We start from the raw sequence: 20,432 nt of genomic DNA, 5'->3' as shown, positions 1-20,432 counted from the left end.
GCAGGGAGAGGATGTCTCCCGCCTGCTCCGTTATACCTTCTGGGGTCTAACGCTGCAAATACCGCTCCAGCGCCGCCTGTTTAATTTCGATTGCCCGGGAGAGCTTGACGGAATTGAGCTTATCCAGATACCCGTTGTAAGCTTCCAGCGGCTCAGTCCCCAGAATGATCTTCAGGGTCATTTCATCAACAAGGGTGTTCACATCCGCCATGATGTTGGCGAATTCTGCACTTTCCTCCGGGGTTGGGGTAACGAGCGGAATCTGGTATTTGGCCATATCCGTTTTTTGCCACGTTGCTACTGCTTCCTGCTGCTCAGGCAGGTTCAGATACTGCTCGGAGACCCCCTTGTCAGAAACAAAAGGCCCCATGGTATTGCCGCGGATATAGAGTGACATCGCCTGGGCCGGAGCCAGCTTCTCAGGATTGTTCATCAGCAGATCAGTAAATACGGGTACGCCGTTCTCAAGAGTATAGCTGACGCCTTCGGTTCCGAAGTTAAACAGCCTGTTGCCCGCTTCGCTGTAGCCGTAATCCAGCAGCTTTACTGCAAGCTCGGCATTCTTGGAGGTGGCCGAGATCGCTACCATACCGCCGGTGGACATGAAGTAATCCCGTTGTCCGAACTTAGGAGTTGTTCCTTTTTCGAGCACCGGATACGGCGCTGCTATAATTGAAGCCTTAGGGTCCTTTTCTTTGATGATCGGGGTCCATTTGCCGATGCCGCCGCCGGAGTTGCCCCAGGTTGCCCCGGTTGCGCCCGATGTAATATTCGCATCCATCACCTTGGAATCCACTGTAGCCACATCTTTATCCAGCAGCCCCTCAGCATACCATTGGCGGAACAGGCTCAGGAAATCCTTATAGCCCGGCTCGGCAGGGCCGAATTTAACCTTTCCGTCTTCCAGATAGAAGTCACGGGTAACGCCGAACGCACCTACAAAAGCGCCGTTGCCCAGTTCATTGAATACGCGCGGCTTACCGACGAAGGAGACCGGTGCGGCTGCCCCCTTTTTCTCCTTAAACGCTTTCAAGGTTGCTGTCCATTCATCGATCGTTTCCGGCACAGGCAGGCCAAGCTCATCCAGCCAGTCCTTGCGGATTACCGGGCCCTGGAAGGTCAGGAGAGATTCATCCCCGCGGATAAAAGGAAAGGCATAATGGCTTCCGTTATCGGTTTTGACCATTTTCTCGACCTCGGGATGCTCCTGCAGATACTTTTTGTAATTCGGAGCGTATTTGTCGATCAGGTCATTCAGCTCCAGAATGTAGCCATCCTTGATTGCTTTCTCCGGTCCGCCGGGGAAACCGAAAAAGTTATATTCCAGCATATCCGGCAGCTCACCCGATGCCAGCATGACGTTAAAGGATTCATCGATCTGGTTGGTTGGAGGCGCAGTGAAATCTACTTTGATTCCCGTCTGCTTTTGCCATTCCTGATAGAAGGGAACCTCAGCATGCTCTGATCTTACCCCGGTCAGCGCATTCGGCAGTGCTCCCCAATACGTAAGCGTCTTATCTGTCTTGATGGGATACGTCACTGCCGCAGCTTCTGTAGACGAGTCCGTGGATGGGGCGGCCTCCTTGTTCCCGCTGTTGCCCGAGCATCCTGTAAGCGCGCTTCCCGCCAGTAGGAATGTCATGAGCGAAAACATGATTGTTCTGCTTGCTCTTCTCATTCTTGTTAACCTCCCTGAGTGTGCTTCATTCGCTTATCTTTCTGAACCTGCCGTACGGCGGCGGCTCATGCCATAACTATAAGGTTGGTCCGGCGTGACTGTACATGCGCAGTATATCCAATGGGATTGAAACCTGCAGGTTCAGCATCGGCAAAATAGACAATGGGATAGGCGAATGGGGTTCGGGGGCCTTTTTTCGCCTAAAGCAGTATAAAAAATCCCCGTCCGCCATACAGGATGGCAGGCAGGGAAGGGAGGCGTCAACCATCGATGGTCTCTTTATATTTGCCGGGGGTGATGCCCTCCAGCTTCTTGAACGTACGGATATATGTGCCGACATCATTGAAGCCGGATTTCTCCGCCGCCTCCTGGACGGTCAGCCGTTTATCCGCGATCAGCTGCTTGGACCAGTCAATCCGTTTCTTGTTGATTGTATCCAGCAGACCTTCACCGGACTGCTCCTTGAACAGCCGGGACAGGTAGGTGGGCTTCATATCAAACTGCTGGCCGAGCTGGGAGACGTTCAAGCCGGGATCAGTATAATGTTGATCGATAAAAGCGGATACTTCGCTGATCAGCTCCGTCAGTGCCCGCTGGCGGTTCTCCTGGACATTCTGCAGGCGTCTGGCCCCGGCGTAATCACAGACCTCCCTCAGCATACTCTCCAGCTGCTCCTGCATTTCTGAAAGCGTCTCGGAGGAGGAGAGCCTGTCAATCATTTTGGGATTCTGAGTCAGGATATTATCCCGTCCCGCGCCAAGCTCGCCCATGCTTTTAATCAGTGCACCGGCCAGGTCGAGAATGAGACAGCGGGCGAGCGGCAGCTTGACCGGGTGAGCCGAGAAATTCATCCGCACAATTTCATCCAGCGCAGCCTTGGCTGCCGGGAAATCCCCGACCTTGACGTAATTGATCAGCTGCTGCTCGCTCTGAAGCGGGAAATAATAACCGGAATCAGTATCGGCCTGGATGCTGTACTGCTGAATATCCTCATAGGCGAGAATCTCCTGCTTACCCATGACCAGCTTATATTCCATAGCCTCCAGCGCTTCCTGATAGGCCTGGGGAATCTGCTCCAGGCCGCTGTGAACCCGGCTGATTGACACAGTAATATAGATGCTATAGGTTTGGGCGAGGAATTCCTGGGCGGACCGGGCTGCCTGGAGCAAATCCGCTGCCTGCTCTTCCGGGGGAAGCCCGGACAGGCTGACTAGGCAAGGCATGGCGTCATCATTTTCAACCAGGTAACCCCGGTGTTTGACATTCACCAGCTCCTCCACTACATTCCACACGATAAAATGCAGCAGCCGCAGCTTTTCCGCAGCCGTCTTTCCCTGAATCCTTTCCAGAAAAATATCCACATCCTCCAAGTAGAGCAGGAGAATCCCGAAATCCTCCGACAGCAGGCGGATATCAAAGGCAGTCAAAGCTTCAGCCAGCGGAAGCTCATTGTCCCGTTTGCCTTTGAACCATTTCAGCATATAGCCGGAGCGCAGGCTGTGATGCTGTTTTTTCATCTCCAGCATCATGTTGTCCATTTCATTCAGAGTACTGTCCACAGCCTGCTGGATAAAATGAAATTCGTTCGTTGCTTTCTCCCGGAGAGCCGCTTTATTGTTGAAAGCGCCTACAATTTGCCGGAGCGGATTATAATTTTTGCGCAAAAAGATGTAGGTGAGACAGCCGCCGCCAAGCAGACTGGCCAGAATACTGATAAAGGTCAGCTTGCGGACAAGCTCCGCCTTTTTCCAGTACACCTCGCTGGGAACAAGAGAGATATAACTAAGATTGGATACCCCGGACTGGATGGAAAACACCTCGTATTGCCGTCCTCCCGACTCCCAGATGAACATGCCGCCTGACTGGGTATCAAAGGGAAGCCTGGCGGGAAGCTCCTCACTAGAGCTGGATACCAGCACATTATTATCGGAGTCTGCTATCAGCACATGCCCCTTGCTGAAAGCCTCAATGTTAAGCAGGGAGGTAAGGATATTGGATTTGTCGATCAGGATAACGTTGGCACCCGACGGTTTGCCCTCCTCGTAATCATAAGTGCTTACGTAGGCAAGGGCATCCACAGAAACGCCGTTCTCATTGTTGCGCTTCACGGACACGAAGCCCTTGAACCTTTGGCGCTGCAGAATATCCGTCCATTCCTCGTAGCTGAGCATACTTGATTTGTGGTGCTCATTGTAGGCAAACCTCGAACTCCGGTATACGCCGGGAAGCAGGACGGTTTCTCTCGCTGCCAGGTAGATATAGAAAAGGTCCGTTTCGCCGTAAGCCGACTGATAGAGGGACATATCCTTGGTGGCATCGTACAGATCATACATGTATTCTTCCGGAAAAATAGCATACTTGTGCTGATCGACCAGCTCCCGGAACTTGGTATTCCAGCTCAGCTCAAAATCAAGCCGGTTGACCGCTTCAATCTGCTTGTCCATCAGCTCTCTTAATTGCCTGAGCAAGGAATTGTTAGCCAGGTGGATCTCGTCAGCCAGCATCCTGCTGGACTGGTAATAGACAATCGAGCTGAGCATGACCGGCAGCAGCAGCACAGCCAAATAAGATAAAGTCCAGGTGAGCAGCACGCTGCGGCTGGCCCACCAGCGTTTGTTTGTTTTCCCCATCCGCATTCTCCTGTCGGCACTTCCATTCTTTGACATGGTTTATTGTACAGGGACGCCCGGCGGATTACAATCGACATTCTGGAGGCAATTCTGCCGGAGCGCAGGCAAGGCTTACTCATAATAAATCGCATCATATGGAAATTCCAGCTTTTTCAGACGGTAATCCTTCGGGGTCATAGACATATAATCGCGGAATACCTTGCCAAAGTAGCTTGGGCTGTCAAAGCCGCACTCACGGCCGATTTCCTGTATAGACTGATCGGTGGTACGCAGCAGGGAGACGGCCGCTTCCACCCGCCGTTCCCTTAGATAGGCGAGCGGGGAGGTCTGCTCCGATTTCTGGAACAGCCGGCACAGATGATGCTTGTTGACCCCGCAATGCTCTGCAAGCAGTTCCAGAGTCAACGGCTCGGCGTAGTGCGTCCTCATGTATTTTTTGGCCTTTAGAATGATCGAGCTGGTAGCCGCGCTGATATCCTTGGAAATCTCACCGCTCGTCCGGACCAGAGTCAGCAGCCAGCTGTAGACCTGGGCGGAGAGCAGGTATTTGTCGGTCACCTTATCCTCGCCGATGGCCCGCAGCAGCTCCCATAACGCTGTAATCAGCGGGGAATCTGCCTCTCTGCGGATGACATGGCCCTCCTGGGCGATAATCATATCCCAGATCCGGGCTGCTTCAGCTCCTCTGATATTCAGCCAGAGAATTTCCCAGGGCTGGCTGTCCGGCGTGTAAAAGTAGCGGTAATTGCCGGGAACCTTGACCAGAAAGCCTGAGCCTTTAGTCAGCGGAATAAGCTGCTGGTCCACCTCGATCCAGCCCTGCCCGCTGAGCGTATATTGAAAAATGACATGCCCGGAGTCCGGGCGCTCATTGCCGTCAAAGCTGTATTCAGCATTTCTTATCCTCTGCCACCCGATGGAGCTTAGCATCAAGATTGAGATATCATCGTTATGAAAAGCATATGCCGAAGGCTCAGTCACCGTTCATCCTCCTGAATCTAAAAAGTCAATACTGTTATATTATAGCGCACAACTTTTAGATTGTCTCCGGCTGGCTCCGCAGGTAAGATCGGAATAGAAAAAGGAGTGATTTCAATGTCAACGCATGAACAGCTTATCAGGCTGCTTCCGGGTGAATTCTGGTGGGGCGGACGTGCCGCAGACGGCAAAAGCATGCCTTACGGACAGGAGCTGTTCCGGGCAGATCTGGACCAGCATCATAACGGTAATCAGGCCAGTCCGCTGCTGCTCTCAAGCCTGGGAAGATATATCTGGAGTGAAGAGCCCTTTGCATTTCTTTTTGAGGACGGGTCTGTAACGGTAACAGGGAAGGGGGAACTGATAGCCGGTGAGGGCTGCGGCAGCTTAAAAGGGGCGTTTGAGCATGTGTCCCGCAGCTATTTTCCGCCAGCCGCCGGCATCCCGGAGGAGCTGCTGTTCACCGCTCCGCAATATAATCTGTGGATCGAGCTGCTGTACGAGCCGACCCAGGAAAAGGTGCTGCAGTATGCCCGCAAGGTGCTTCAGCACGGAATGCCGCCGGGCGTCATCATGATTGATGACAACTGGCACGAGCCTTACGGCACCTGGACCTTTCATGCCGGAAGGTTCCCTGATCCGGGCCGGATGACCCGGGAGCTTCACGCCCTCGGCTTCAAGGTAATGCTATGGGTCTGCCCGTTCATCAGCCCGGATTCCCGCACCTTCCGTAAGCTGGAGCCTGCCGGAATTCTGCTGAAGAACCGGGAAGGCAAGACAGCCCTCCGGAAATGGTGGAACGGCTATAGCGCAGTTCTGGATTGTACGAATCCAGATGCGGTGAAGTGGATTCAGGAACAGCTGGATACCCTGCAGCGGCAGTACGGGATTGACGGGTTTAAGCTGGATGCCGGCGACGCCGAGTTTTATGAGCCGGATGACCAGGCGTTTGTTCCGGCTACCACGCGCAGCGGGCATAGTGAAGCCTGGGCCAGAGCCGGGCTGAAATACAGGCTGAACGAGTACCGGGCCTGCTGGAAGCTGGGCGGCCAGCCGCTGGTGCAGCGGCTGAAGGACAAGGGCCATGAATGGCAAGGCAACGGGCTGGGGGACCTGATTCCTGACGGGCTCGCCCAAGGGCTGCTGGGTTATGCCTACACCTGCCCGGATATGATCGGCGGGGGCGAGTTCTGCAGCCTGACCTCGGCCAGGATTGATCCCGAGCTGTTCGTCCGGTATGCCCAGTGCTCGGCGCTGTTTCCGATGATGCAGTTCTCGGCAGCCCCTTGGCGGGTACTGGATGAGGCGCATTTGGCTATCTGCGTAGAGGCAGCCCGGCTGCATGCACAGTTCGGCGGCGAAATCCTGGAGCTGGCCCGCCACGCCTCCGTCACCGGCGAACCGATTATGCGCCATATGGCTTATGAGTTCCCGGGCCAGGGCCTGGAGGCCGTTAAGGACCAGTTCATGCTGGGCAGCTCTGTTCTGGTTGCCCCGGTTATCCAAAAAGGCGGCAGACAGCGCCGTGTGATATTCCCTGAAGGCGTCTGGACCGGGGATGACGGCAGCACCGTTACCGGCCCGGCCGGGCTGGAAATCGAGGTGCCGCTCAGCCGGCTTCCTTATTACCGGAGGGATCCGTTAGACTGAAATAATGTCCATTTTTCCTGATAATAAGAGCATCTGTGTCCGCTAGGGCTAAATACAGCTTTTTCGCCTCGATGAATGTCCGGCCCTCAGGATAGCCGCCAACGTGTTTTGGTTAATAAATGGTATGTCTTTGGACAACCTATTACCTAATACGGAAGAAATGAGGCGATAAGCATGTCAACTTTGAACAATAGCCACCAGGAGGCTGTCGAAACGGTACGTAAGCTGATCAAGGGTATTGATACAGCGATGTTCACCACGATTTCACCTGAAGGTCTGGTGTCCCGGCCGATGAAGACGCAGGAGGTTGAATTTGACGGGGACCTGTGGTTCCTGACCAAAAAGGATACCAGCAAGTTCGGCGAGATTCTGCATGACCCGCGGGTGAATGTAGTATATGCCGATAAATCCTATGTCTCGATCCGCGGCGTGGCGAGAATTGTGGATGATGTAGCGAAGAAGAAGGAATACTGGAATCCGGGCTATGAAGCTTTTCTGAAGACCAGCTATGATGATCCGGAAGTGATCCTGATCCAGGTCCATGCCGAATCTGCGGAGTACTGGAAGAGCGGGAATCTTGCCGAGAAGGCGAGTTATATGTTCAAAAGAATAACCAATCAGGATACGGAAGACTCCAATCTTAATCAGACGGTTGAGCTGGAATAGTCCGAACCTTGAATGTAAAGGAGCCCCGCTGCAAAAGCGGAGCTCCTTTCTAATTACAGTAACTTGTAAGCATAACGTCAGATCTTAAACTGGTTCAAAATCTTCTGAAGATCATCAGCAAGACTGGCTAACGCCTGGGCCGAAGAGGATATTTCCTGCATGGAAGCCAGCTGCTCTTCGGTTGCGGCAGAAATATTCTGGGTGATAGAGGCGGAATCCCTGGCTACAGCGCTGACCTCGCTAATCGAATCATTGATGCCGGAGGACCCCTCGGCCAGCATCTGGATAGCTTGGGCAATGTCTGCAATCTGGTCCACAAAACGGCTCACGGCTTCTTCAATATTGTGGAAGGAACGGCCGGCATGATTAACAATGCTTAAGCCGGACTCTACTTCCTGTGAGGTTTTGTCCATGGTGGACAGGGTGATTTCCGTATCCTGCTGAATCAGCCGGATTAGCTGTGTAACCTGCTCTGCTGACCGGTCCGACTGCTCTGCCAGTTTTCTGACCTCTCCGGCGACAACAGCAAATCCGCGTCCGTGCTCTCCGGCTCTGGCCGCTTCAATAGAAGCATTCAGCGCAAGAAGATTAGTCTGTGCAGAAATGCCGGAGATCACACTGATGATCTGTCCAATCTCGGCGGAGCGGTGATTCAGGCTGGTGACTGCTTCATACAGGCTATGCACATTGGCGGAGATCGAATTCATCTGGGACGTTACTTCGTTAATGGCCTGGTTGCCTTCTGCAGACAACCGGGAAGCATGCAGCGCGTCCTGCTTCATCTGCTCTGTATTGCCGGCAATAGTCTGCGTGTAGCCGTTTATCTCCGTGATAGAAGCCGAGCTGCCTTCGACGAGTTGAACCTGCTTTTCCGTCCCGGTGGCAAGCTCCTGTACGGTCTCGGCAATATGTCCGCTTGCATGGCTGTTCTGCTCAGCGCTTGCGCTAAGCTGTTCGGAGGTGGAGGCGACGAAATGTGAGGATTCCTGGACGGTGCTGAAGATCGACTGCAGCTTGCCGGTCATTTCATTAAAGGAAGCGGATAGCCCGCCGATCTCGTCTTTGGAGACATAGCTGCTTTTCACGGTGAAGTCACCATGCTCAGCTTGCAGCAGCAGGCTTCTTACCTCCTTGACCGGTCTGACAATCATACGCGAGATCAGCAGGCCGAGGAGCACAAGCAGCAGGAGCGTACCCATCATGATAGATGAGGCAATAATCGTAATCCGGGTGACCCGGCTCTGATTCTCCGAATTGATTTCCCCGGCTCCATCAACCTTGGATTGCTGCAAGGCTTTTAGCGTGTCATTGACCAGCTTGCGCTGGGATTCTATTTCTTCTGTATAGACTATATAGGCCAGCTCATTTTTGTTCTGTGAGGCTAATTCAATGACCTGAAGTCTTGAAGCTTCGAGCACCGCAGCCTGCTCATGATACTGCGCTATAAGCTGACGCTCCTCTTCCCGGAGATGTGTCGCTTCAATCTCCCCGATCATACCGTCAATTTCCGCCCATGCGGAAATAATTTCTTCATTTAATTCTTTTATACGTTCAGCCTTTTTGGTCGTCAGCAGCTCAAGCGTATAGGCATCACTTGCTCTGGCGTTGATCCGGATCTGCATGACGGTTTTGAGCGGGATAAGATTCTCCTCGTACATTACTGTAGATTTATCGGCCATTATATTCGTATAGACCTGCCCGATTGTTCCGATGGTAAGAAGAGAAGCTGCACTCACCAGGATGAGAATCATAAGCTTTTTTGCAATACCCAGGTTTTTTAACAGTCTCATACAGGATGTCCCCTTTGTTTCTCTATAATGTTAATTATTTTAACTGAATATATATCGACAGAATACAGCTGTTTGTTGAGCAGATAAGGGGAATTCCAGACCTTCTGAATTAGCAGAATAAGAAAAAGGGTATTCATCCCCGGGACGGAGATAAATACCCTTTTTTGATCCAGTGGTATTGCTGTAATCAGCAGACTGTGTCTTGGAGCAAGCTTAGCGTTGTACTGCTCTCAGACGGTAGGTGCAGCTGGTGAAATCGCCGCGCAGATCGGAGACAACGAGCCCGATGCGCATCAGACGGTCGCCGCCGTAAGGTGTGCCGCCAAAGGCAGACTGGAACGGAGCAGTGCTGACAGCAGCTATATCCGCAGCGCCGTGGCTGTCAGAGCTGCCGGCAGCGCCGGTCTCAAGCACATAGTCCAGCTCAGGATCAAGCCCTTTTAGTGTGAGACGCGTTATTGGAGCGTTCGGCTTGGCAAGTACACGGAAATAGGCTACGAAGGCTTCCGTCTTATCTTCGCTGACGAACATCCAGGCGGTATCGCCGCTGCCCTCGAACGGGCTCAGCAGACGGTACATGTCCCCTTGCTGAACAAGTGTGCGGATCTCCTTGTACTGGGCAATCTGCTGTGCAGCCAGGCTCTTTTCTGCTTCGGTGAAGGCAGTCAGGTCCAACTCATAGCCGAAGTTGCCGCTCATGGCCACATCGCCGCGGATCGCAAGCGAGGTTGTCCGTTCTACCTGATGGTTCGGTACTGCAGATACGTGCGCGCCCATGCTGCTGGCAGGGTACACAATGCTGGTGCCGTATTGAATCGCGAGGCGCTCGATTGCATCGGTGTCGTCGCTGGTCCAGGTCTGCGGCATGTAGAACAGCATGCCCGGATCAAACCGGCCGCCGCCGCCGGAGCAGCTCTCGAACAGGATATCAGGGAAGCGCGCGGTTAGGCGCTCCATCAGATTGTACAGGCCGAGCATGTAGCGGTGTGCAGTTTCCTTCTGGCGCTCAGGACCGGCTGATGCTGAGACAACCTCAGTCATGTTGCGGTTCATATCCCATTTGATGTACGTAATCGGTGCGCTGGAGAAGACCGCACTCAAGGTTTCATACAGATAATCGCAGACCTCCGGACGCGAAAGGTCAAGGATCAGCTGGTTACGTGCCTCGGTCCGGCGGCGCCCTTCAGCGTGCAGGCACCAGTCCGGGTGCTTGCGGTACAGCTCGCTGTCCGGCGAGACCATCTCCGGCTCAACCCACAGGCCGAATTGCAGGCCTTCTTCGTTCACACGGCCGGCAAGATCAGCGAGACCGCCGGGCAGCTTGCGGCTGTGCTCGAACCAGTCGCCAAGTGAGCTGTTATCGTTATCCCGTTTGCCGAACCAGCCGTCATCGAGGACAAACAGCTCAATCCCGAGCGGTCCGGCTTCTTTGGCAATGGCGGTGATTTTGTCGGCATCAAAGTCAAAATAAGTCGCTTCCCAGTTATTGACCAGGATCGGACGGGCCTGCTCACGGTGTACGCCGCGGCACAGACGGGTCCGGTATAGCCGGTGGTACGTGCGAGACATGCCGCCTAGCCCTTCGCCGGAGTAAACCAGAATGGCCTCTGGAGTCTGGAAGGATTGGCCCGGCTCCAGCAGCCACGAGAAATCAAACGGGTTAATTCCGATATTCACACGGGTTGTACCGAACTGCTCCACTTCAGCAACAGCTGCAAAGCTGCCGCTGTATACAAGGCTGAAGCCGTATACTTCGCCGTTGTCTTCATCCGCACCCGGACGCAGCAGCGCCAGAAACGGATTGAGCTGATGGCTGCTTGAGCCGCGGCGGCTCTCCAGCGACACTGCAGCACCGGGAACAAGCGCGCGGCGCTGGATGTGACGCTCTCTCACCCAGGCTCCGCTAAGGTGCAGGGTATCGTAGGACGAATCGGCGAAATCAACCGAGGCGCTTAGCGCCTGCTCCAGCCGCAGCGGCTCTGTGCCGTTATGCTCGAAGTGTACGGAGCGGGCAATTGCACTGTGACCGGCAAAGACGGTGTACAGCAGCTTAACAGTAAGTCCGGCGAAGTCGTCCTTCAGGGTAAGCTCCAGTGTCTGCGCTTCTTCATCGCTTTCTGCATAGACAGCGGGAAGCCCTTCAAGAACCGGCTTACCGGAAGAAATCGCGTAGCCTGCATATTTAAGTTCTGTGATTCGGCTGCCGTCGGCAAGCCGGGCCTGGTAGGCTGGACGGCGGAAGTCACTTGTTCCATACTGCGGATACTCCTGCGGCAGGGCATCCAGCGACAGGGAAGGCTTACCCGGCACCGGATTCGGGGAAAAGGACGACCGCTCGCGTAGCTGGAGGGCATCAGTCAGACTGCTGTCATGACGCAGGCGTGATCCCCAGTATACATGGGAAGGATAACCTTCCACGAGCTGGATAATATAGCTGGTATCCTTGGACTGCAGGTGAAACAGGCCTGACGCTTCTTCAACGTAAATGTTCATGCTCATGTTATTAACTCTCCTTAATTTAAGTAATGATGATGTCTATTCGGTGTAATTATTCCGATGCCCCGCAGGTTCCCCGGATGATAAGCCTGGTGCCGATAATGGTATGCGACGGTGCCTCACGGCCTTCGAAACGCTCGGCAAGCAGCTGGACAGCAGCCTTACCCATCTGTTCCGGGTAAGCGCGGATGGTGGTCAGCGGCGGCTGGACGTAAGCAGCCATCTCGATATCGTCGAAGCCGACGATGGCCATCTCCTGCGGCACCTGCACGCCATGCTCGTGCAGCGCCCGCAGGGCACCGACGGCGAGCGGATCGCTGGCTGCGAAGCAGGCTGTCGGCCGTTTGCCGCCGGAGAGCAGCTCGTCCATCATCCGGTAGCCGTCGGCGCTGCTCCAGCTGCCGGTGCGGATCAGCGTAGGATCATAACAGCCTTGCTGCTGCATTATCCGCGCAAAATGATGAGCCCGGCGCTCGCCGCCGTCACCGCCGCCGATAAAAGCGATATCGCGGTGGCCGAGGGCAAACAGATGACCGAGCGCCTGATCCACCGCCTGGCGGAAATGCGTCCGCACGGAATCATAATCGGAACGCTCCTGATACTGGTCTACAAGCACGATTGTATCCGGGTCATCATGCAGCCCCTTGAGATCGTTCGGATCGAAGCCGCCTACAACGATAAGGCCGTCGCCGGGCCGCAGCATATGCTGCGGCGCCCGTCCGCGCAGCGTCTGATCAAGCCGGATGCCCAGCTCTTCACAGCGCAGCTCTACCCCGCGGCGGATCGAGCCGTAATACGGGTCATCCCGTTCTTCTTCAGGAGAGCACCAGAGCAGAAGCGAAACCTTCTTGGCGCTGAGCTCGGTATCCCGTTTCAGCTGCTTAAGCCTCGCAGGCTTGTAATCAAGCTGCTCCGCAACAGCAAAAATCCGGGTCCGCGTATCCTCGCTGACAGACAGGGACAGGTCATTATTTAACACCCGTGATACGGTGGCTGCCGACACTCCAGCCTCGCGGGCGATATCTTTAATCGTTGCCAAGCTGCTCCCGCCTTTTTTAGTTAATAAATTTACTAAATATTATTCACGCCTTTATCCTACCATCCGGATGGCGAATTTTCAAGCAGACTTTTAGCGGGGCCGGCTGGAATCCGTTGTGATGACGGCTTCTAAAGCCGGGATGATTATGTTACCATGTTGAATATTCATTTGAGGGCGGAGGAGAACCGGCGTGAAGATTACAGCACTTATCGGGAGATGGTTTGGAAGGCTCCGCTTTAAAAGTAAGGTCATTGCTATTTTTCTTCCCCTGCTAATCTTGTCTTTGCTTATTTTGGGCGTATTGTCCAGTCATTTATTCAGCCGCTCGCTGATTGAGCGGACAACACGCAATGTAGCGGATGAATCGCAGCTGATTCTGTCGCGCACCGATTATATTCTGCGCAGTGCCGAGACTGCAGCCAATATTATGGTTACGAATATCAACAGGCTGTATGAAATGTATCCGGGTGTGCAGACGGTTCCGCTGGAGCAGGTGCGTTTTGCCAACCTCATGCAGAGCCGGCTGTCTACGGACCTGTCAATTTTCCGGGAAGTGGGGGCGGCGGTGTTCGTCAGCAATGACGGCACTGTGTACCCATCGTATACCTCCGGCGTTAATGAGGAGGGCCTTGCCGCGAGCGGCATGCTGGAGCAGGTGCTCACTTCGGACAGCTATGGCGTTTCCCATTGGTTCGGGATGGAGCAGCGGAGCTACCTGACAGCTGATCCATCATCGCCTGTACTGACACTGGGCAAAATGGTCATTAACATCGGCAGCGGCGAGCCGCTGGGAACGCTCTTTCTGATGGTTGATGAGGAGCAGCTGTCGGCATTTCTTAAGTCAAGCGATCCGGCTGCACCCAAAGCTTATTATTTCATGGATGAGCGGGGGCGGATTGTAGCCGCAGCGGACAAAAGCAGTCTGCTCCAGCCGGTGGAGCAATCGGTAGCAGCGGAGATCGGGGCGGCCGGCGGCCTTGCCGGTCAGGCCAGCTTTTCCTATCAGGAGAGAGGGAATCTGGTCACGGTCAGTCATTACGGCCGGATGAACTGGGAGCTGATTAACGTTGTTTCCCTTAAGCTGTTGACAGCGGATGTGCAGCAGAATGTGCGGCTGACTGCGCTGGTCGGGGCGCTCTGCCTGATTTTTTCCCTGTTTGGGGCCAATCTGCTCTCGCGGAAGGTGGCAAGTCCGCTGGAACGGCTGACAAGGGCGATGCGCCAGGTAGTGAGCGGAGACCTCCGTCCGGTTCCCGCGGCTAAGACGGAGGACGAGATCGGTACCATTGCTGAGGCATTTAACTTCATGGTCGGCCGGGTTGGAGAGCTGCTGGACAAGGTAACCGAGGAGCAGAACCGTAAGCGTGAGTATGAGCTGGCTCTGATCAGCGCGCAGATTAAGCCGCATTTTTTGTATAACACACTGGATACCATTTATGTGCTGAATGAGCTGGACCGCAACGAGGAGGCACGCGATACGACCAAGGCGCTGGCAGATTTTTACCGGATGGTGCTCAATAAGGGGCGGGAGCTGATCATTCTCGAAAAAGAAGCCCAGATTACGGACGATTACCTGGCAATTATGCAGATCCGCTACCCTGACGTATTCCGTTATGAGATTGATATCCCGCCCGGGCTGTCGGGAACCCCGGTTCCGAAGCTGTCGCTGCAGCCGCTGGTTGAGAACGCTATTTACCATGGCCTGAAAAAGAAGGGGAGCAAGGGCTTCATCCGGATCCAGGCCGGGATAGCCGGGGGCAAGGTAATCGTTACTGTAACAGATAACGGTGTGGGTATGGATGAGGAGCGGATTGAGGCGGTTATGTCCGGATACTCTCCCGGGGAGGAGACCCGGTCAATCGGCACATACAGTGTCCGGCAGCGGCTGAGCCTGTACTTCGGTGAGGAATATGGCCTGAGCGTGCGGAGTGCCGCCGGTGAGGGAACGGTTGTAGAGCTGGCATTGCCGATGCTTGGAAATGAAAAGAGGGATGTGCACGATGTACAAGGTGATGATTGTTGATGACGAGCCGCTGTTCCGTGATTTTTTGAGGCTCAAAATGGACTGGCAGCGCTTGGGCTTCGAGGTATGCTGCGAGGCCAGGAACGGGCAGGAGGCGCTTGTGGAAGCGGAGAAGCACCGGCCGCATCTGGCGCTAGTCGATATTAATATGCCCTTTATGGACGGAATCGAGCTGGCAGGCAAGCTGAAGGACCGCTTTGAGCGGATCGTGATTGTGTTCATTTCGGGGCACAATGAATTTGAGTATGTACAGAAGGCGGTCCGCACAGGTGTGCAGGATTATCTGCTTAAGCCCTTCAACGAAGCGGAAATGACGGAGATGCTGGAGCGCATCCGGCCGAAGCTGCCGCGCTTGTCCGGCGGACGGGAAGCGGTGCAGCAGGCGGCAGACGGCAGCGGGACGGCGGAGCACGCCTCCGGACAGGATATGCCTGAGCTGGGCTCGGTGCGGGATGCCATCGTGCTGGGCCTGCGCATGAAGGATGCCGATGTGCTGGAGGAGGTGCGCAAGGCAGTCAGCCAGCTGCGCGGCAGTACCTGGGGAGACGAATATGCAGACGCAATGATGATGGGGCTGCTCTCGCTGGCATTGACCTTTGCCGGGGAGCGCGGATTTTCGTACAGCCGGGTCTGGGACAGCGGTGAAGACAAAGCACCCTATGACAGGCTGAAGGCCTGTGTCTCCTGGGATGAAGCGGAGGAATGGCTGACCGCCCTGTACCGCAGGGTGATCCAGCTGACGGAGGACGTGAAGCCGACCAAGGCCTCGAATCTGTTCAACGCCGCTATCCGCTATATCGAGCAGCATTATGCGGATGCGGAGCTATCGGCTGAGCAGGTGGCAGGCGGCGTCTTTGTAGACTCCAGTTATCTGCGCCGCGTCTTCCGCAAGGAATCCGGCCATTCCATTGTCGACCACGTCACCCATATCCGCATGAAAAAAGCCCGTGAGCTTCTGCTCGGCGGCAACCGCAGGCTGGCCGACATCTCCGAGAGTGTAGGCTATGCGGACCCGAGCTATTTCAGTAAAAGCTTCAAAAAGCGCTTCGGTGTAACTCCGACCGAATATGAGCAGCTGGTGCGGAAGTAGCCCGGGGTGCCGGGCGGGGGCGGCGATTGTACCTGCTGGCGGATATAATCTGGTGTGAGGCGATTGAACCTGGCTGGAAAAAGTATTCAGCCTGCCAGGGGGCGGCGCACCAGGCTTATTCTTCTCATGCCAAGTCACAACCGCTCCGGCTGTCTGCAGCAGCCCCCTTAGCTCCCGTTTTCCGTGCCCAGGGGCGGAATGAGAGGCACAAATGCCTTTGATCCCGCCGAAAGCGGGCCAGTTGGCGAAATGAGAGGCACAAATGCCTTTGATTCCGCCGAAAGCGGGCCAGTTGGCGGAATGAGAGGCAAAAATGCCTTTGATTTCGCCGAAAGCAGGCACGTTGGCGAAATGAGAGGCACAAATGCCTTTGATTTCGCCGAAAGCGGGCCAGTTGGCGAAATGAGAGGCACAAATGCCTTTGATTCCGCCGAATTCGGGCCAGTTGGCGAAATGAGAGGCAAAAATGCCTTTGATTCCGCCGAAAGCGGGCATGCTGGCGGAATGAGAGGCAAAAGTGCCTTTGATTCTGCCGAAAGCGGGCCAGTTGGCGAAATGAGAGGCACAAATGCCTTTAATTCCGCCGAATTCGGGCCAGTTGGCGAAATGAGAGGCACAAATGCCTTTGATTCCGCCGAAAGCAGGCACGTTGGCGAAATGAGAGGCACAAATGCCTTTGATTTCGCCGAAAGCAGGCACGTTGGCGGAATGAGAGGCATAAATGCCTTTGATTCCGCCGAAAGCGGGCCAGTTGGCGGAATGAGAGGCAAAAGTGCCTTTGATTTCGCCGAAAGCAGGCACGTTGGCGAAATGAGAGGCACAAATGCCTTTGATTCCGCCGAAAGCGGGCCAGTTGGCGGAAGGAGAGGCAAAAATGCCTTTGATTCCGCCGAAAGCAGGCCAGTTGGCGGAAGGAGAGGCAAAAATGCCTTTAATTCCGCCGAAAGCGGGCCAGTTGGCGGAATGATCTCGTCACTCCATAGGGGTGGCTTTTCTTTTTGTCCCGTTTTTTACGGGTAATGCCCGTTTTGTGCCTTAAGATCAGCAGCGGCCTGAGGCTATAATGTGAATGTAGCACGCACAGCCTAGCCTAAAGACATATACTCGCACGAGGGGGAAACAAAATTGAATAATCAGCGCAAACGTTTAAGTGCAATCATGATAACGCTTTCCATGACACTGGTGCTCTCGGCCTGCGGAGGAGGCAATACGGCTTCCAATAATAATCCGGCAGCAGATACAGCGGCAGAGGGCGGTGCGGTCAAACTGAAGGTGTATGCCCAGCATTTTGACGATGACACCAAAGGGCCGTTTGATTATGCGGTGGCCGAGCTGCAGAAGGAAATGCCGGAGGTGGAGATCGAGCTTGATCCGGCGGTGCAGGACGGCAACCAGAAGCTGAAGACCTATGCCGCAACCGGGAACATGCCTGATATTTACTTCACGGACTGGGCGACACTGCAGACTTTTGCCAAATCCAAAAATGTAGAAGTGCTTGATGATTACGAAGCCACCACCGATTACAAAAACAGCTTGAACCCCGGCGTAGAATCGCGCCTGATTGCCCCGGACGGACATGTATACGCCTATCCCGATACGGGCATTGAATTCCAGGTGATCTATTACAACAAAACCATCTTTGAAGAATTAAGCATTGCCACCCCAATCAAGACCTACGATGAGCTGGCGGCTGCAGCCGGCAAATTGAAGGAAGCGGGCTATGTGCCGATGTCGATCTTTGCAAAAGAAAAATGGATTACCTCCGCGTTCTACAACGGTCTCGTAACCCGTGAGGAGGCTGCCGGCTTCGGCGCATTGGATGAGCAGGGGCTGGCAGAGCTGCCGCAGTCGTTCGTAACAGCAGCCCAGCAGCTCGAAAAGCTGCAGCAGGCCGGATTGTTCGACGCGAACGCAACCAATACGAACTATGACCAGGCGTCCTCCCAATTCTACCAGGGGCGTGCAGGTATGTTCGTCAACGGCCAATGGGAAATCTACAGCTCGGCTGAGAAGCTCGGTGACCAGGTAGACTGGATGTACTGGCCGGCTAAGGACGAAGCCACGTACGAGGCGTCCAAATATAACATCGCGGGAGCAGGCTCCCCGCAGGGCTACGCTGTATCTCCGGCAAGCGATAACAAAGAAACCGCAGTTAAGGTAGCCGCTTTCCTGGCAGCCAAATCAGCCGAGTATAAATATACCCAGCTGGGCAGCCCGATCGTTTCGCCTAAAACCGATAAGCCAATCGCATCCGATGTACCGGTTATGATGCAGCGGATCGCCGATGAGCTGCTGCCCAATGCCAAAGAATATGCGAAGCTGCTGAGCAATACCCAGATTCAGAATGCCATCAATGACAACACGCAGAATATGCTGGTAGACGGCTTTACTGCAGAGGATTTTGTAACCAACCTTAACCGTACGCTTAGTAAAGAAAATCAGTAATTTAAGGAACTCTGATACAGTCCCGACCCTGTGGCCCTTGCCCCGGGGTCAGGCTGTGACAGGAACTTGGAGGGAAAGAACCGCATGAATAAATACTTGGGAAATAAACCGGCACTGGCGCTGTTTCTGCTCCCTGCCCTGCTGTTATACAGTGTTATCCTGATCTATCCTGTGCTGCAGTCGGTAGTTCGCAGCTTCTATGACTGGGACGGGCTGAGCACCGCAACCTTTGCGGGCCTGTCCAATTACCGTGAGCTGTTCGGTGATCCGCTGCTGGCAACTTCGCTTAAGAACGGTGGACTGTTCGCTCTTGTACTTGCTGTATTCCAGATCGGGCTGGGTACCATACTTGCGCTGGTCTGCGCCAATCCGAAGGTCCGCGGACGCAAGCTGCTGAAGACGGCTTATTTTATCCCCGTAGTTCTGTCGGTGACCGTTGTCTGCCAGCTATGGATCGCGATGTACGACCCGACGAACGGGCTGGTGAACAAGCTGTTTGATGTGCTGGGCATTCCTTATCAGCAAAACTGGCTGGTTTCGCCGACACAGTCGATTATTGCGATTGCTTTTGTCAACGCCTGGCAGTTCATGGGCTATCAGTTCTCGCTTTTGTACGCGGGTGTTAAAGCTGTACCTGAGGACTACTTCGAGGCTGCGACAATAGACGGCTGCGGTAAATGGCGGGCGCACTGGCATGTCACCCTGCCGCTGATGCGCGAGACATTCAAGTTTTGCTTCACGATCGCGATTACTTCCGGTATCGGAGCCTTTGTACAGATGCTGATTATGACCAACGGCGGACCGGGTACGACCAACTATACGTTGACCTTTATGATTTACCGGTATGCTTTTATGGAGAGTAACTATGGTTATGCCTGCGCTGTATCGGTTCTGCTTGTTATGATCTCGCTTGTAGCGACTGTTGTCATTAACAAAGTATTCGACCGCGGACAGCATGCCTAATGGAAAGGAGCACAACATGAACTCAAAAACTGCATTCCGGTCCATCGGCAGCTTCCTGCTGCAAATTCCGCTGTGGCTGTACTTTATTGTCTCTGTCTACCCGCTGTTCTGGATGATCTCCTATTCCCTGAAAAATAATGACGAAATCTTCGTCACCAACCCGTTTGGCTTCCCGACCCATTTCCGGTTCGAGAACTATGTAAATGCCTGGACACAGTTTAACATTCCGCGTTATTTTATGAACAGCTTCATTGTATCTATTATATCTACATTATTTATTCTACTGCTGGCGCTGATGTTCGCTTTTGCGGTAGCCCGGATGCAGTGGAGATTCCGCTCGGCGGTCAGAACGTATATGATTGTCGGGATGTTCATGCCGCTGCAGGTAATTATGATACCTTTGGCCATTCTGGTGCGTGATTTCCACCTTACTAATACCTATGGGGCGCTTATCATTCCCTACATAGCCATTGGTCTGCCCTTCTCAACAATGGTATTCTACGGATTCCTCGTGAGCATTCCCCGGGAAATAGAGGAGGCGGCCTGCATTGACGGGGCCAGCATCTACCGGCTGTTTGGGCAGGTTATTCTGCCATTGGCGCTTCCGGCGATTGCTACCATTGCGATTTTCCAATTCCTGAACAACTGGAACGAATTCACCTTGGCTTATATTTTGATATCCGATGAAAATATGAAGACACTGCCGCTCGGGCTGCTCTTTTTCCAGGGCTCTTACAGTACGGACTGGGGAGCGATGGGTGCAGTTATGACGATTGCATCGCTTCCTATGGTGCTCGTCTATCTGCTGCTGAGTGAGCAGGTGGAGCGGGCGATGACGGTGGGCTCGGCGGTAAAGGGCTGATTGTTCCGGAGGAATGCATTTTGCAGGACTAACAGCAGGATTAACAGGAGTGACAGAATTAACAGGACTAATATGATGTAAACCGGATTTTACGCTTGGGACGAATCATTAGAGGTCCGGTT

Annotated in this window: 14 protein-coding genes; 8 read left to right on the top strand and 6 right to left on the bottom strand. The window is 54.1% G+C overall.

Features of this window, described 5'->3' with window-relative positions; genetic code table 11:
• Nucleotides 1-46: 46 nt before the first annotated feature.
• From BN3772_RS27945 to BN3772_RS27935, 3 genes are all read right to left on the bottom strand, one after another.
• Nucleotides 47-1,678, bottom strand: coding sequence for an extracellular solute-binding protein (locus tag BN3772_RS27945; protein ID WP_042203691.1), 1,632 nt, complete (start codon nucleotides 1,676-1,678; stop codon nucleotides 47-49).
• A gap of 260 nt (nucleotides 1,679-1,938) precedes the next feature.
• Nucleotides 1,939-4,308: a helix-turn-helix domain-containing protein gene (locus BN3772_RS27940; protein ID WP_042203690.1), complete on the bottom strand. Its 2,370-nt coding sequence runs from the start codon at nucleotides 4,306-4,308 to the stop codon at nucleotides 1,939-1,941.
• A gap of 111 nt (nucleotides 4,309-4,419) precedes the next feature.
• Nucleotides 4,420-5,289, bottom strand: a complete 870-nt coding sequence (locus BN3772_RS27935; protein ID WP_086074794.1) for a helix-turn-helix domain-containing protein — start codon at nucleotides 5,287-5,289, stop codon at nucleotides 4,420-4,422.
• Nucleotides 5,290-5,403: 114 nt separating this feature from the next.
• Between BN3772_RS27935 and BN3772_RS27930 the strand changes: the two genes are divergently transcribed.
• Together BN3772_RS27930 and BN3772_RS27925 are read left to right on the top strand one after the other, a co-directional pair.
• Nucleotides 5,404-6,936, top strand: a complete 1,533-nt coding sequence (locus BN3772_RS27930; RefSeq protein WP_042203688.1) for a glycoside hydrolase family 31 protein — start codon at nucleotides 5,404-5,406, stop codon at nucleotides 6,934-6,936.
• A gap of 174 nt (nucleotides 6,937-7,110) precedes the next feature.
• Nucleotides 7,111-7,602 carry a pyridoxamine 5'-phosphate oxidase family protein gene (locus BN3772_RS27925; protein ID WP_042174350.1) on the top strand — a complete coding sequence of 164 codons (492 nt, stop codon included), beginning with the start codon at nucleotides 7,111-7,113 and terminating at the stop codon, nucleotides 7,600-7,602.
• Nucleotides 7,603-7,679: 77 nt separating this feature from the next.
• On the opposite strand, the gene BN3772_RS27920 is transcribed toward BN3772_RS27925, so the two are convergent.
• From BN3772_RS27920 to BN3772_RS27910, 3 genes are all read right to left on the bottom strand, one after another.
• The gene (locus BN3772_RS27920) at nucleotides 7,680-9,392 is read right to left on the bottom strand and encodes a methyl-accepting chemotaxis protein (RefSeq protein ID WP_042203686.1); all 1,713 of its coding nucleotides are present in this window, start codon (nucleotides 9,390-9,392) and stop codon (nucleotides 7,680-7,682) included.
• 213 nt (nucleotides 9,393-9,605) lie between these two features.
• Nucleotides 9,606-11,885, bottom strand: a complete 2,280-nt coding sequence (locus tag BN3772_RS27915) for an alpha-galactosidase (protein ID WP_042203712.1) — start codon at nucleotides 11,883-11,885, stop codon at nucleotides 9,606-9,608.
• Between the two features lie 55 nt (nucleotides 11,886-11,940).
• Complete coding sequence (locus BN3772_RS27910; RefSeq protein ID WP_042203684.1) at nucleotides 11,941-12,927, bottom strand: LacI family DNA-binding transcriptional regulator; 987 nt, start codon at nucleotides 12,925-12,927, stop codon at nucleotides 11,941-11,943.
• Nucleotides 12,928-13,117: 190 nt separating this feature from the next.
• On the opposite strand from BN3772_RS27910, the gene BN3772_RS27905 reads away from it, so the two are divergent.
• The 6 genes from BN3772_RS27905 to BN3772_RS27880 all read left to right on the top strand — a co-directional run bounded on the left by BN3772_RS27905 (nucleotide 13,118) and on the right by BN3772_RS27880 (nucleotide 20,310).
• Entirely contained in the window at nucleotides 13,118-14,950 is a 1,833-nt protein-coding gene (locus BN3772_RS27905) for a sensor histidine kinase (RefSeq protein WP_042203682.1), read from the top strand.
• A complete protein-coding gene (locus BN3772_RS27900; protein ID WP_042203681.1) occupies nucleotides 14,928-16,040 on the top strand; it encodes a response regulator transcription factor in 1,113 nt (370 codons plus the stop codon). The genes BN3772_RS27905 and BN3772_RS27900 overlap by 23 nt, the downstream gene beginning before the upstream one ends.
• Before the next feature lie 198 nt (nucleotides 16,041-16,238).
• Nucleotides 16,239-17,060, top strand: coding sequence for a hypothetical protein (locus BN3772_RS27895; RefSeq protein WP_042203679.1), 822 nt, complete (start codon nucleotides 16,239-16,241; stop codon nucleotides 17,058-17,060).
• 153 nt (nucleotides 17,061-17,213) lie between these two features.
• Entirely contained in the window at nucleotides 17,214-18,485 is a 1,272-nt protein-coding gene (locus BN3772_RS27890; protein WP_086074798.1) for an extracellular solute-binding protein, read from the top strand.
• An 84-nt stretch (nucleotides 18,486-18,569) separates the two neighbouring features.
• Nucleotides 18,570-19,448 carry a carbohydrate ABC transporter permease gene (locus tag BN3772_RS27885; protein ID WP_042203676.1) on the top strand — a complete coding sequence of 293 codons (879 nt, stop codon included), beginning with the start codon at nucleotides 18,570-18,572 and terminating at the stop codon, nucleotides 19,446-19,448.
• A gap of 16 nt (nucleotides 19,449-19,464) precedes the next feature.
• Entirely contained in the window at nucleotides 19,465-20,310 is an 846-nt protein-coding gene (locus BN3772_RS27880; RefSeq protein WP_042203674.1) for a carbohydrate ABC transporter permease, read from the top strand.
• Nucleotides 20,311-20,432: the final 122 nt, after the last annotated feature.

The sequence above is a fragment of the Paenibacillus camerounensis genome, assembly GCF_000723885.1.
Lineage (GTDB): Bacteria > Bacillota > Bacilli > Paenibacillales > Paenibacillaceae > Paenibacillus_AQ > Paenibacillus_AQ camerounensis.
This window is presented reverse-complemented; position numbering and strand designations above follow the sequence as displayed.

Bases quoted from the DNA above. Each gene is read 5' to 3' on its own strand.
- BN3772_RS27945 (WP_042203691.1), bottom strand. From the start codon at position 1,678: ATGAGAAGAGCAAGCAGAACAATCATGTTTTCGCTCATGACATTCCTA.
- BN3772_RS27940 (WP_042203690.1), bottom strand. From the start codon at position 4,308: ATGGGGAAAACAAACAAACGCTGGTGGGCCAGCCGCAGCGTGCTGCTC.
- BN3772_RS27930 (WP_042203688.1), top strand. From the start codon at position 5,404: ATGTCAACGCATGAACAGCTTATCAGGCTGCTTCCGGGTGAATTCTGG.
- BN3772_RS27925 (WP_042174350.1), top strand. From the start codon at position 7,111: ATGTCAACTTTGAACAATAGCCACCAGGAGGCTGTCGAAACGGTACGT.
- BN3772_RS27920 (WP_042203686.1), bottom strand. From the start codon at position 9,392: ATGAGACTGTTAAAAAACCTGGGTATTGCAAAAAAGCTTATGATTCTC.
- BN3772_RS27915 (WP_042203712.1), bottom strand. From the start codon at position 11,885: ATGAACATTTACGTTGAAGAAGCGTCAGGCCTGTTTCACCTGCAGTCC.
- BN3772_RS27900 (WP_042203681.1), top strand. From the start codon at position 14,928: ATGTACAAGGTGATGATTGTTGATGACGAGCCGCTGTTCCGTGATTTT.
- BN3772_RS27895 (WP_042203679.1), top strand. From the start codon at position 16,239: ATGAGAGGCACAAATGCCTTTGATCCCGCCGAAAGCGGGCCAGTTGGC.
- BN3772_RS27890 (WP_086074798.1), top strand. From the start codon at position 17,214: ATGACACTGGTGCTCTCGGCCTGCGGAGGAGGCAATACGGCTTCCAAT.
- BN3772_RS27885 (WP_042203676.1), top strand. From the start codon at position 18,570: ATGAATAAATACTTGGGAAATAAACCGGCACTGGCGCTGTTTCTGCTC.
- BN3772_RS27880 (WP_042203674.1), top strand. From the start codon at position 19,465: ATGAACTCAAAAACTGCATTCCGGTCCATCGGCAGCTTCCTGCTGCAA.